The sequence below is a fragment of the Burkholderia territorii genome (assembly GCF_001718335.1).
GTDB classification, from domain to species: domain Bacteria; phylum Pseudomonadota; class Gammaproteobacteria; order Burkholderiales; family Burkholderiaceae; genus Burkholderia; species Burkholderia territorii.
Genome location: NZ_CP013367.1, coordinates 873,739 through 886,090 on the forward strand (window position 1 = coordinate 873,739; position 12,352 = coordinate 886,090).

The window sequence follows — 12,352 nt, forward strand, 5'->3', positions numbered from 1 at the left end:
CGGAGAAGAGCCATGAGCACGATCGCATTCCATCCGTCGGGCGTTGCGCACCCGCGCCAGACCGAGTTCACGATCCTCGAGCAACTGCTCGCGATTCGCGTGCGCTCGGGTGCCGATCTCGCCGAGCTTGCGAGCGCGCGCGTCGACGTTTCGGTGATCGACCGGCTGTCGGAACGCGGCCTGAAGTCGGACGAACTCGCGTTCATCATCCCGCGACGCACGCTGAGCCATCGCCGGCAGGCGCACGAGCGCCTGTCGCCGGAGGAGTCCGACAAGGCGATCCGGCTGGCACGCATCGTCGCGCAGGCGACGGCCACATTCGGCGACCAGGACAAGGCGATGGCGTGGCTGCGTAACGGGCTCCAGCGCTTCGGCGGACGCACGTCGCTCGACATGTCGAGTACCGAGCATGGCGCGCGACTCGTCGAAGAAGCCCTCACGCAGATCGACGAGGGGTACTTCGCTTGACGACGCTGTGGCGGATCAGCAATTACGCGGATCTGAAAGGCATCGGCGGATTGCGCGCCGGCGGCCGCTGGCATTTCGCCGGGCAGCCCGTCGTCTACCTCGCCGAGCATCCGGCGCTTGCGTTGCTCGAGACGCTCGTCCACTTCGAAATCGCCACCGTTGCGCAATTGCCGAGCGGGTACCAGTTGCTCCGCATCGAGGTGCCCGATTCGGTGGACGTTGCCGAGATCGCGGATGGCGATGCACCGGCCGACTGGCGAGACAACGTCGACTGGACCCGTAGCGCCGGCACCGAGTGGCTGCACACACAGCCGAGCGCCTTGCTGCGTGTCCCCAGCGTCGTCGTGCCGCACGCGCACAATTTCCTGTTGAATCCGCTGCATCCTGCCGCATCCGACATTCGCATCGCGGAAACCATTCGGTCGCCGTACGACACCCGGATTCTGCGGCTGATCCAGTCGAACGAGCGCGAATAGGAAGGGGCCGCACACCGTTGCGTGCACAACGTCGGACGGCATGTTCGCGCGCGATGTCCCAGCCGGTGTCAGCGAATTTGCTTGACCGTTCGTGAGCCAGTAAGGCCAGGCACCGCGATGACGGCAGCATGCGTCCGTCCGTCGAGCAACTGCGGCGCGCGTCGATGTTGCGCAGCACGCGCGGCCGGGCCGGCTGCATGAAAGTCGATCGAGCGGGTTCAACGCTGTTGCGCGCACCAAGCGGCACATGGCCGCAACGATCGACAAACAGAACCGCCACGCATTGTGGCAAGGGGGGCGCCGTGACGAACGCGCATCTGCTTGAAATGGACGCCATCCTGTCAGAGCCGGGATTTTTCGATTTCCTCGGCGACGTCGATTGCGAACGCGCACTGACCCGCCGCGAGGCGGAGCCGTTCGACGTCTGCTGGATGACGGCATTCGACGACATCGACGGTCATCCAGGGGGCGCGCTCGACAAGCCGGCAGTGGACGCACTCAGGGAAAAGGCGTTCAGGCTCGCATTCCGGGCATCCGGGAATGCCGACATCGCGGCGTGCGTGTCCGGTGACATCGAGCTGATCGCGCGAAGCCGGTTGTCCGGCCGCACCGACGGCTGGCCGACACGCGTTCTTTGGGATGCCTACACGAATGGTCGCTTTCCGTGTTAGCCGATACGTCGAGCGCGATGCGCCGATGCATGCCATCGAGCGATGCCAATCACGCGCCGAGCGCGATGATTGTCAAACAGTGTGAGTCAATCGTCAGCATTTGCAACTGAAGTAACAGTCCCCGCAATTCGCTGGTTTTGGACGTTGGCGCGGCTACATTAGCTCCACCTGCCGCACGTCGCGGCAAGGCATGCGACCAGCCGCACGAAGGCGGCCCGCAGCAACAACGTCTTTGGGGAGAATGACCATGAACAAGATTCGCACGATTCTGCTTGGCGCCGCGCTGACGGCAATCGCATCGGCTGCTTTCGCACAAACGGCGCAGACGGGTGCGGAAGGCTCCGCCGGCGTCGGCGCACAAGTCCAGACGCCGCTGCTCGGCGGCGGCGTGGGTGTGCAGGCAGGTGCAGGCGCGAACGCCGCGGGCTCGGGTTCGGGCGCCGGCAATCTCGTCGGCGGTGCGCTGAACGGCGTGGGCAAGACGGTGGGCGGCGTGGGTTCGGCAGCGGGCAACGCGGTCGGTGGCGCGACGCAGGCAGTCGGCTCGACCGCCGGCTCGGCGAAGGAAGCCGCTGCATCGGCCGTGCATGCGACGAAGTCGCACGTGAAGCACGTCGCGAATTCCGCAAAGAGCCACGCACAGGGCGCGATGTCGACGGCAGGTGATGTCGCAGGCGGCGCGAAGGCGAAGGCCGGCGAAGCGCTCGACGGCGCGACGAACGCGGTACAGGGCGGCGCGTCGGTTGGCGTGAAGGGCTCGGCGTCGGCACAAGGCGGCGCGCTGTAAGCAATACGCTTCCTGCGAAGGCCCGGCCCGCTTCAATGCGGGCCGGGCTTTCTTTTTATTGGGCCCGCCGTGCGTCGTGTTGGCGTTGAGGTACCGTGGATCGAAACAGGCGCGTCCGCAGCACCCCCTGCCCATTGTCTGCCGGCCATGCTTAAATGGCGGAGCACCCGGGCCACCCTCGGGCGATGCAGACCGATTCAGGCAAGTGATCTCCGATCGCCATCGTGACGACAGACGACTCCAAAGTGCCGCCGCGACCTGCCCGGCGTGATCCGATAATATTCCGAGGCATCGGATCATGATCATCCGCTTCAGTCTCCTCGCGCTCGCTTGCGTGCCGTGGCTCGCGGCGCGCGTGGATCGAACGTCGCGGGTACAGTCGTTCGCGGACTTCGGAAGATCATGCGAGGCAACAGTGCGAGGCATCGCGACGTCCGTGTTTGGAATCGCAGGTTCGTCGAGGCCGCACGATCACGCGCGGATCGAGCGCGTCGGGGCGTGCCATTCTCCCAGCCCGCTTTCAGGTACCATCGCGACCCGCTGGCGACGGGTGGCATCATTGCCCGGACGAGCATTTCATCGTCACGACGCGACGGCGATGGTCTGATTCGTGCCTCTCGACCGCATTGCGTCGCCTGACAGCGCACAATGCGTATCGACATCGCCCCTTCGTCCGGAAACAGAGGAATCTTCGTGAAGTTCATCCACGCGGCAGACATTCATCTTGACAGCCCGTTGCACGGCCTGAGCGCTTATCCCGACGCGCCGGCCGCGCAGTTGCGCAACGCATCGCGCGAGGCGCTGCGGCAGCTCGTGGATCGTGCGATCGAAGAGGAGGTTGCGTTCCTCGTGATCGCCGGCGATCTGTACGACGGCGACTGGAAGGATCACAACACCGGCATTTTTTTCGGTCAGCAAATGGGGCGGCTGCGCAAGGCCGGCATTCGCGCCTTCGTGCTCGGCGGCAATCACGATGCCGAAAGCGAGATGACGAAGAAGCTGACGTTGCCCGACAACGTCACCGTGTTCGGCCATCGCAAGCCGGAAACGCATCTGCTGCCCGAGTTCGACGTCGCACTGCACGGCCAGAGCTTCAAGGACAAGGCCGTTGTCGACAACCTCGCGATCGGCTACCCGGAGCCCGTGCCGGGCCATTACAACATCGGCGTACTGCACACCGCGCTAGAAGGCTATGCGGCGCATGCGAACTATGCGCCATGCACGCTGGCGGAACTGCACGCGAAGGGCTACGACTACTGGGCGCTCGGCCACGTGCACGAGTTCCAGCAATGGTCGGGGCCGTCGACCGTGGTATTTCCCGGCAACCTGCAGGGCCGTCATATCCGCGAGACGGGCCGCCGCGGCGCGGTGCTCGTGACGGTCGAGCAGGGGCGCACGCAGGTCGAGCGCCTCTACCTCGACGTGCTGCGCTGGGAGGCCTTGTCGGTCGACGCGGCCGATTGCCTTACGGTCGCCGACCTGTCGAGAAAGATCGGCCAGTCTCTGGAGGCGCTGTTGAGCGTCGACGGTCACGTGCCGCGCGCGGTGCGCGTGACGGTCACGGGACGCACGCCCGCGCACGGGCTCTTCTTCGGCCGTGCGCCGCAATTGCGCGCCGAGGTGCTGAACCAGATCGGCATTATCGGCAACGAGCGACTGTGGCTGGAGAAGGTCCGTCTCGCGACCTCCGCGCCCCTGCAGCAGGGCGAGAGCGAGCAGCTCGAGGCGCTGGAGGATCTGAAGCAGATCCTGGCGGATGCCGCGCACGATCCGGATTTTCTCGCGTTGCTCGAGCGCGACCTGAAGCCGTTCGTCGGCAAGGTGCGCAGCGACGTGAAGGAAGAGGTGCCGCTGCTGACGATGGCGCGCGCGGGCGAATTCACGGCGCTGGTCGAGCAGGTCGGTCCCGCGTTGCTCGCGCGGCTGGCGAGGGGGGAATAAGCGATGCGCATCAGCCAGCTCGATCTGATCAAGTACGGCAAGTTCACCGACGAGACGCTGCGCTTTCCGTCGGCGGGACACGATTTCCACGTGATCGTCGGGCCGAACGAGGCAGGCAAGTCGACGATCCGGACGGCGGTGTCGGAACTGTTGTTCGGGATGAAACTGCAGACGCCGCTCGACTTCCTGCATGCGACGCCCGACCTGCGGATTGGCGGCGTGCTCGAGGGCAGCGCCGGCGCGCTCGCATTTCATCGCGCCCGCGGGCGCAGTTCGTTGCGCACGCCCGCCGACGACAAGCTGCCGGACGACTACCTCGCAGCCGTCCTCGACGGCGCGACGCGCGAGTTCTTCGAGCAGATGTTCGGGCTCGATCATGGGCGGCTCGTCGATGGCGGCCGGAGCATTCTCGATGCATCCGACAAGCTCGGCCAGGTGCTGTTCGAATCTGCGGCGGGTGTCGGCACGCTCGGGCCCGTGCGCGAGGAGCTCGAAGCGCGCGCGAGCGAGCTGTGGGCGCCGCGACGCAGCGGCAGTGCGTACGCGCAGGCCGAGACGGCGTTCAACGAAGCGGTCGGCGAACTGAAGGCTGTCCAGGTGCGCACGCGCGACTGGGTCGACCGCAAGGAGGCGCGCGACGCGATCGAGCAGGAGATCGAGCACGCGCGTGTGGAGCAGCGCCGCCTCGAAGCGCTGCGCTCGAAGCTCGAGCGGGTTCGGCGGTTGGCGCCATACCTGAAGGAACTGACGATCAGGGAAGCCGAACTTGCCGAACTGGGCACGGTGGTCGAGCTGCCGCCGACCGCGTATGCCGACTTGCTGAAAGCGCAAGGCGATCTCGCGGCGGAACAGAAGGTACTCGAGGAGCGGCGTGCCGACTTGCTCGCGAAACGGCAGGCACGCGATGCAATCGATCCGGACAACGAAGCGTTGGCGCTTGAAGGCGACATCGAAGCGCTCGACCGGCTGCGCGCCGCATGCATGAATCATGCTCAGGATCTGCTGTTGCTCGGCGCGGACGTGGAGCGACATCTGTCCGCTGCGGGGGCCGCCGCTGCGCAACTCGGCTGGCCGACCGACGAGGCGTCGCTGCGCGCCGCATTGCCGACCGCGCTGTCGCTGAAGACGGTCGCGAACCTGTTGCGCGATCATGGCGCGCTGCATCAGGCGCTGGCCGGCGCGCGCGAATCGCTCGACGAACGCACACAGGAACTCGCGCAGGCGCGGGAACAGCTGGCGCGTCTGTCCATCGTCGACGTGCCGGAAGTGCTTCGTGCCGCGCTTGCCGATGCGCAGGGCTTTCGCGGCAGCGTCCAGCGCGAACTGACGCTCGAGCGCGACATTGCCGGCGCCGAGCGTGCGCTCGCCGACGCGCTCGATGCACTTGGTCAATGGCGCAAGCCGGTCGACGCACTGCGTGCGCTCGACGTGCCGTCGGCGGCGCGGCTTGGCGCGCTGCTCAACGAAGCAAGCGAGCGCGCGAGCGCGGCAGCCGCCGCCCGCGATGCACGGGACGGCGCGCAGGAGGAATACGAGCGGCTCGAACTGCAGGAGAAGCATTTCGCGGAGACGCACAAGGTCGTCACGACCGCCGAGGTGCTGGCGGCGCGCGCGCGTCGCGACGGCGCGTGGGGCGATATCCGCGACGGCGAGGTCGATCTGGCAACGGGCGCACAGGCCGTCGACGATGCGATTCGCCTTGCCGACGAACTCGTCGACGCGCAGCTCGGCGCCACGCAAGCGGCGGCGACGCTGCAATCGCTGCGTCAACAGGTCGAATCCGCGCGTGCCGTGTTGAAGCGCCGGCAGGCTGTCATGGATGAGCGCGAACGCGAACTTGCCGCGCATCGCGACGCATGGTCCGAATTGGCGACGACGGCCGGCGTACCCGGCATGCCGCTGGCGGCGATGGGCGACTGGCTTGCGAAGCGCGATGCGGTGTTTGCCGCGCAGCTCGAACTCGACCGCCTGAGCCGCGAATTAGCGGCGATCCGCGATGCGCGCACCGGCGCGGAAGCCGCGTTGCGTTCGGCGCTGCGCCTGGTCTCGCGCGGTGGCGACGCCGACGGGTTGGCGGCGCTCATCGCGATCGCCGAGACGTTCGTTCAGTCGGCGGAGAAGACGCTTGCGCAGAAGGACAGCCTGGAGGACCGCGCGCGCGAAGCCGAACGCGGATGCGCGACGGCCCGTTTGCGCGCTGGCCACGCCCAGGCTGCGTACGATGCGTGGCACGCACAATGGCGCGACGCGCTCGCCGACGCGAAGCTGTCCGCGAATGCGGTGACGCTGGCTGCGGCGGAAGGGGCGCTCGGGCTCGCGAACGCGGTGACGGACGCACTGGCCGACGCCGATGCGCCCCGCAACCGGATTGCCGCGATTCGTGCCGAGCTGGCTGCGCTCGAGGCTGGCGCACGGCGGCTGGCCGAAGCGCTCGAACCCGAATGGCTGGCGAGCGGCGACTGGCTGGAGGTCGCGCGTCGGTTGACGATTCGCGTGGCGGCCGCACGGGAAACCGCGCGTGCGATCGATCGTGCCGACGACGCGATCCGGCAGGCCGACGGCAAGGTCGCTGATGCGGCCGCCGCGGTGGCGGGCGCGGACGCACGCATTCAACCGTTGCTACAACTGGCCGGCGTCGCGTCGATCGACGCGGCACTGCCGCTGGCCGAGCGCTCCGATCGGCTGCGTCAGCTCCGGCAAGCCGTCGAAGCCGCGAAGGAGGCGCTGGTGCGCGACGGCGACGGATTGTCCCAGTCGGCCATCGAGGCCGAAGTCGCCGAACAGGACATCGCCGACGTGCCCGCGCATCTCGAAGCGGTGAAGCAGTCGCTCGACGACGTCGGCAAGCGTCTGAACGCGCTCGCGCAGCAACAGGTCGTCGCGCAGCAGGCGTTCGGCGCGATCGACGGCCAGGCGAACGCAGCCGTGGCCGAGGCGAAGCGGCAGGAAGCGCTCGCGGCGATGGGCGATGCCGCCGAACAATATCTGGAAGCAGCGACCGCGAGCCGTCTGCTGAAGTGGACGACCGATCGCTATCGCGATCAGAAGCAGGGGCCGATGCTGCGTCGCGCGGGCGAGATATTCGCGGGACTGACGCTTGGCGAGTTCGCGCGGCTGACGGTCGACACCGAACGAACGCCGCCCGCGCTGTACGCGCGACGCACGAAGGGCACATCGGTCGAAGTCGCCGGCCTGAGCGAAGGGACGCGCGATCAGTTGTTCCTCGCGCTGCGGATCGCGGCGCTCGAACTGCAGCTCGCCAGCAGGGCCGCGCTGCCGTTCGTTGCCGACGATCTGTTCATCAACTTCGACGATGCACGTGCGAAGGCAGGGCTCGAGGCACTGCGCGATCTGTCGACGCGAACCCAGGTGCTGTTCCTGACGCACCACGACCACCTGCTGCCGCTCGTGCGCGACGTGTTCGGTGCGCAGGTCAACGTGGTCGGGCTGCACCGCGAGGCGGCCGCCGCATGACGCCGGACGGGCCGATGTTCCGATATGTGGGAATGGTCATCGTGTACAGGTAGTATGTGCGGTTCCGAAACGCAAGCGACCGGCTCACGCGGTCGCGGGTCCGGCCACACGAGGGATCAATATGAACAAGCTGGTAGCTGCCATCGCGTTCGCGGCGGACAAGCATCGCAATCAGCGGCGCAAGGACGACGAGGCATCGCCGTACATCAACCATCCGATCGCGCTGGCCGCCGTACTGGCCAACGAAGCCGGTATCGAGGACGAGCGTGTGATCGTCGCGGCGGTGTTGCACGACACGATCGAGGACACCGAGACCACCGAGCAGGAACTGCTGCGGCTGTTCGGCAAGGACATCGCTGACATCGTGATGGAAGTCACCGACGACAAGTCGTTGCCGAAGGACGAGCGCAAGCGCCTGCAGGTCGAGCATGCGGCGACCATCAGCCGGCGCGCGAAGCTCGTGAAGCTTGCCGACAAGATCTGCAACCTGCGCGACATCGCGCGGCATCCGCCCGCGGACTGGCCGCTCGAGCGCAAGCAGGCGTACTTCGACTGGGCAAAATCGGTCGTCGACCGGATGCGCGGCGTGCACCCGGGCCTGGAGGGAATCTTCGATGCCGCGTACGACGCGCGGCCGGCGGACTGACGCGCAGCCATGGAAGCGGCGCGATCTGAATTCCTCGCCCGTTCGTTGCCCGCGGTGGCGGGCGTCGACGTGGGCGGCGACAAGAAGCAATGCGATCTCGTGATCCTGCGCGGCTCGACGGTCGTTTGCCGCGAAGAACGGATTGCACCGGAAGCGCTGCCGTCTCTGTGTATCGAGCACGACGTGGTTGCCGTCGGCGTCGACGCGCCGAGCCTGTGGTGGACCGGCAGCGGACGGCGCGCTGCCGAACAGGCGCTTGCGCGTGAACGGATCTCGTGTTTCCCGACGCCATCACGCGAGCAGGCCATGGCCAGCACGTCCGGCTTCTTCGACTGGATGTTCATGGGAGAGCGCGTTTATCGCGCGCTTGCCGACGCTTATCCGCTGCTGACAGGCGAGCGCTATGCCGGCGGGCGCGTGAGCTTCGAGACTTATCCGTACGCGATTACCTGCGCGATGCTGGGCAAGGCGATTGCGTCGGCGAAGCAGAAACGCAACCAGCGCCGGCAGTTGCTGATCAAGCTCGGGATCGACGTGTCGACACTGCGATCGGTCGACGCCCGAGACGCGACGCTGTGCGCATTGGCCGCGCAATACGTGATCGATGGAAACGCGCATGCGTATGGCGATGCGGAAGGCGGGTATATCCGCGTGCCGATCGTCGGCGAAACGATCATCCTCGATGTGCCGTGGTCAGGGGCCACGGTTGGCTGATACTTGCGAGCCCATGATAGGAAGGTGAGCTTTTTCGGGAGACGCATCGGACTGTCGACGTCTGGATGTCGAGCAGTGAAAGCCGGTGGCAGGTGCGACACGTAGGCGATCGAGGTACCGTACGCTTCGCGGCCGGATGCTCAGTCTTCGAGAATGGACGTCGGCACGCTGGAGAGATCGCAGGCAGCGGCCTGTTCGAAATAGCCTTGTGCGTCGTCGATCATCACGACCGCGACGTCGATCAGTTCGTCGAGTCGCTGCAGCAGCGATTCGCGCCACTCGATGTCTTCGTCGCGCTCGGGCGTCTTGTCGAGTTGCTCGATGATCGAGTCGGCCGTCTGCAGGAACGGGATCGCCTGTTGATAATTTTCGATCGAGACCATTGCTGCGTTACGCGCGCCCACGAGCCGTTCACGATGCTCATCTGCCAGTTCCGACACGCCGCTGATGCGAGGCAGGACATCCGAGATGCGTTGCAGGAGCGGTGGAACCCGTTCTTCGAGCATGTCGGCGCGCTCGCGCAGCGCGGCGTATTCATCGCGGAGATCGGCATCGTCGGATTGAGTGGTGCTGTCCATCGTCGGTATAAGTGCGTTGTTCGGTCGCGGCATGATACTCGACGGCATACGTTCCCTGGTTTATACAGCCGGGGCGTGATTGGCGGGAGGCAAATGCGTAGCGCGGTCGAACAGAGGGCGCATTCGATCGCCTGTGCCAGGGCCACGAGGAAAGAAGGACTCGTCTCGGATTCGTCGCGGGTGCCTCGCGCTGCAGGCGGTGTGGAGCGCGCCGAGCCCGAAGCCCCCGTGCGCGGCAGCGCACGGGGGGCTTTTCAAAATATTTTCACAAAGGGCTTGCGGAGACGGGGGCGGGTGCATAGAATCACGCCTCTTTCGCGCTAACGGCAACGCGGCGCGGAGGAAGAAGGGAAGCGGTGCGGTTGGGCTGGCTGTAGAACCCCCGACGCACACGAAGTTGAACCCCGGTCGTCGCAACGAAGCAGTTCAAAAAGTTGTTGACGAACCGAGAAACGCGGTTCATAATCTCGCTTCTCTGCTGCTGAAAACGCAGCGCTGCTGAGAAACTCCAGGTTTCCCGCAGAAATGCTCTTTAAAAATTAACAGCCGATAAGTGTGGGCGCTTGATGGTAGCGAGCTGATCCTCGGATCAGATAGCAAAAGTATCAAGAGTCTCACACTAAAGTAAGTCAGGTTTATGAAGTGATTCATATTCCTGTCAGCTTTGAGTGAGCGACCGGTTCGAAAGAACCGAAAACAGTAACAGGTTTGAACTGAAGAGTTTGATCCTGGCTCAGATTGAACGCTGGCGGCATGCCTTACACATGCAAGTCGAACGGCAGCACGGGTGCTTGCACCTGGTGGCGAGTGGCGAACGGGTGAGTAATACATCGGAACATGTCCTGTAGTGGGGGATAGCCCGGCGAAAGCCGGATTAATACCGCATACGATCTACGGATGAAAGCGGGGGACCTTCGGGCCTCGCGCTATAGGGTTGGCCGATGGCTGATTAGCTAGTTGGTGGGGTAAAGGCCTACCAAGGCGACGATCAGTAGCTGGTCTGAGAGGACGACCAGCCACACTGGGACTGAGACACGGCCCAGACTCCTACGGGAGGCAGCAGTGGGGAATTTTGGACAATGGGCGAAAGCCTGATCCAGCAATGCCGCGTGTGTGAAGAAGGCCTTCGGGTTGTAAAGCACTTTTGTCCGGAAAGAAATCCTTGGTCCTAATATGGCCGGGGGATGACGGTACCGGAAGAATAAGCACCGGCTAACTACGTGCCAGCAGCCGCGGTAATACGTAGGGTGCAAGCGTTAATCGGAATTACTGGGCGTAAAGCGTGCGCAGGCGGTTTGCTAAGACCGATGTGAAATCCCCGGGCTCAACCTGGGAACTGCATTGGTGACTGGCAGGCTAGAGTATGGCAGAGGGGGGTAGAATTCCACGTGTAGCAGTGAAATGCGTAGAGATGTGGAGGAATACCGATGGCGAAGGCAGCCCCCTGGGCCAATACTGACGCTCATGCACGAAAGCGTGGGGAGCAAACAGGATTAGATACCCTGGTAGTCCACGCCCTAAACGATGTCAACTAGTTGTTGGGGATTCATTTCCTTAGTAACGTAGCTAACGCGTGAAGTTGACCGCCTGGGGAGTACGGTCGCAAGATTAAAACTCAAAGGAATTGACGGGGACCCGCACAAGCGGTGGATGATGTGGATTAATTCGATGCAACGCGAAAAACCTTACCTACCCTTGACATGGCCGGAATCCTGCTGAGAGGCGGGAGTGCTCGAAAGAGAACCGGCGCACAGGTGCTGCATGGCTGTCGTCAGCTCGTGTCGTGAGATGTTGGGTTAAGTCCCGCAACGAGCGCAACCCTTGTCCTTAGTTGCTACGCAAGAGCACTCTAAGGAGACTGCCGGTGACAAACCGGAGGAAGGTGGGGATGACGTCAAGTCCTCATGGCCCTTATGGGTAGGGCTTCACACGTCATACAATGGTCGGAACAGAGGGTTGCCAACCCGCGAGGGGGAGCTAATCCCAGAAAACCGATCGTAGTCCGGATTGCACTCTGCAACTCGAGTGCATGAAGCTGGAATCGCTAGTAATCGCGGATCAGCATGCCGCGGTGAATACGTTCCCGGGTCTTGTACACACCGCCCGTCACACCATGGGAGTGGGTTTTACCAGAAGTGGCTAGTCTAACCGCAAGGAGGACGGTCACCACGGTAGGATTCATGACTGGGGTGAAGTCGTAACAAGGTAGCCGTATCGGAAGGTGCGGCTGGATCACCTCCTTTCCAGAGCTATCTCGCAAAGTTGAGCGCTCACGCTTATCGGCTGTAAATTAAAGACAGACTCAGGGGTCTGTAGCTCAGTCGGTTAGAGCACCGTCTTGATAAGGCGGGGGTCGTTGGTTCGAATCCAACCAGACCCACCATTGTCTGGCGGTAGTACACCTGAGGGTATCTGTACTCAATGGGGGCATAGCTCAGCTGGGAGAGCACCTGCTTTGCAAGCAGGGGGTCGTCGGTTCGATCCCGTCTGCCTCCACCAATTGCGATGATCGTTAGCGCTTTAGCGCTTACGAGCATCTCACTCCCGAAGGGAGCCCCAATGGATAATGTTTGATTGGGTTCGAGAGAACGAATCGA

General features: G+C 64.2%; 9 protein-coding genes, 2 tRNA genes and 1 rRNA gene. 11 read left to right on the plus strand and 1 reads right to left on the minus strand.

Going from position 1 to position 12,352, the window contains the following annotated elements; all coding sequences use genetic code 11:
• Positions 1 to 12 precede the first annotated feature (12 nt).
• From parS to WS51_RS29865, 8 genes are all read left to right on the plus strand, one after another.
• Positions 13 to 468: a type II RES/Xre toxin-antitoxin system antitoxin gene (parS, locus tag WS51_RS29830; RefSeq protein ID WP_059505892.1), complete on the plus strand. Its 456-nt coding sequence runs from the start codon at positions 13 to 15 to the stop codon at positions 466 to 468.
• Positions 465 to 944 carry an RES family NAD+ phosphorylase gene (locus WS51_RS29835; RefSeq protein ID WP_059541547.1) on the plus strand — a complete coding sequence of 160 codons (480 nt, stop codon included), beginning with the start codon at positions 465 to 467 and terminating at the stop codon, positions 942 to 944. Before parS ends, WS51_RS29835 begins: the two co-directional genes overlap by 4 nt.
• 128 nt (positions 945 to 1,072) lie before the next feature.
• Positions 1,073 to 1,615: a hypothetical protein gene (locus WS51_RS29840; RefSeq protein WP_236872413.1), complete on the plus strand. Its 543-nt coding sequence runs from the start codon at positions 1,073 to 1,075 to the stop codon at positions 1,613 to 1,615.
• Between the two features lie 247 nt (positions 1,616 to 1,862).
• Complete coding sequence (locus WS51_RS29845) at positions 1,863 to 2,402, plus strand: hypothetical protein (protein ID WP_059451744.1); 540 nt, start codon at positions 1,863 to 1,865, stop codon at positions 2,400 to 2,402.
• 693 nt (positions 2,403 to 3,095) lie between these two features.
• On the plus strand, positions 3,096 to 4,343 hold the full coding sequence (locus tag WS51_RS29850; RefSeq protein WP_059541552.1) for a metallophosphoesterase family protein: 1,248 nt from the start codon (positions 3,096 to 3,098) through the stop codon (positions 4,341 to 4,343).
• 3 nt (positions 4,344 to 4,346) lie between these two features.
• Complete coding sequence (locus tag WS51_RS29855) at positions 4,347 to 7,817, plus strand: ATP-binding protein (RefSeq protein ID WP_069230321.1); 3,471 nt, start codon at positions 4,347 to 4,349, stop codon at positions 7,815 to 7,817.
• A 121-nt stretch (positions 7,818 to 7,938) separates the two neighbouring features.
• Positions 7,939 to 8,463, plus strand: coding sequence for an HD domain-containing protein (locus tag WS51_RS29860; protein ID WP_059505901.1), 525 nt, complete (start codon positions 7,939 to 7,941; stop codon positions 8,461 to 8,463).
• A gap of 9 nt (positions 8,464 to 8,472) precedes the next feature.
• A complete protein-coding gene (locus WS51_RS29865) occupies positions 8,473 to 9,177 on the plus strand; it encodes a DUF429 domain-containing protein (protein ID WP_060023126.1) in 705 nt (234 codons plus the stop codon).
• A gap of 140 nt (positions 9,178 to 9,317) precedes the next feature.
• On the opposite strand, the gene WS51_RS29870 is transcribed toward WS51_RS29865, so the two are convergent.
• Positions 9,318 to 9,788, minus strand: a complete 471-nt coding sequence (locus WS51_RS29870; RefSeq protein WP_059505931.1) for a hypothetical protein — start codon at positions 9,786 to 9,788, stop codon at positions 9,318 to 9,320.
• Positions 9,789 to 10,465: 677 nt separating this feature from the next.
• On the opposite strand from WS51_RS29870, the gene WS51_RS29875 reads away from it, so the two are divergent.
• The 3 genes from WS51_RS29875 (at position 10,466) to WS51_RS29885 (ending at position 12,254) form a co-directional block, all read left to right on the plus strand.
• A 16S ribosomal RNA gene (locus WS51_RS29875) occupies positions 10,466 to 11,998 on the plus strand.
• Between the two features lie 63 nt (positions 11,999 to 12,061).
• Positions 12,062 to 12,138: transfer RNA gene (locus WS51_RS29880), tRNA-Ile, on the plus strand.
• A 40-nt stretch (positions 12,139 to 12,178) separates the two neighbouring features.
• Positions 12,179 to 12,254: transfer RNA gene (locus tag WS51_RS29885), tRNA-Ala, on the plus strand.
• Positions 12,255 to 12,352 lie beyond the last annotated feature (98 nt).

Bases quoted from the DNA above. Each gene is read 5' to 3' on its own strand.
- parS (WP_059505892.1), top strand. From the start codon at position 13: ATGAGCACGATCGCATTCCATCCGTCGGGCGTTGCGCACCCGCGCCAG.
- WS51_RS29840 (WP_236872413.1), top strand. From the start codon at position 1,073: ATGCGTCCGTCCGTCGAGCAACTGCGGCGCGCGTCGATGTTGCGCAGC.
- WS51_RS29845 (WP_059451744.1), top strand. From the start codon at position 1,863: ATGAACAAGATTCGCACGATTCTGCTTGGCGCCGCGCTGACGGCAATC.
- WS51_RS29855 (WP_069230321.1), top strand. From the start codon at position 4,347: ATGCGCATCAGCCAGCTCGATCTGATCAAGTACGGCAAGTTCACCGAC.
- WS51_RS29860 (WP_059505901.1), top strand. From the start codon at position 7,939: ATGAACAAGCTGGTAGCTGCCATCGCGTTCGCGGCGGACAAGCATCGC.
- WS51_RS29865 (WP_060023126.1), top strand. From the start codon at position 8,473: ATGGAAGCGGCGCGATCTGAATTCCTCGCCCGTTCGTTGCCCGCGGTG.
- WS51_RS29870 (WP_059505931.1), bottom strand. From the start codon at position 9,788: ATGCCGCGACCGAACAACGCACTTATACCGACGATGGACAGCACCACT.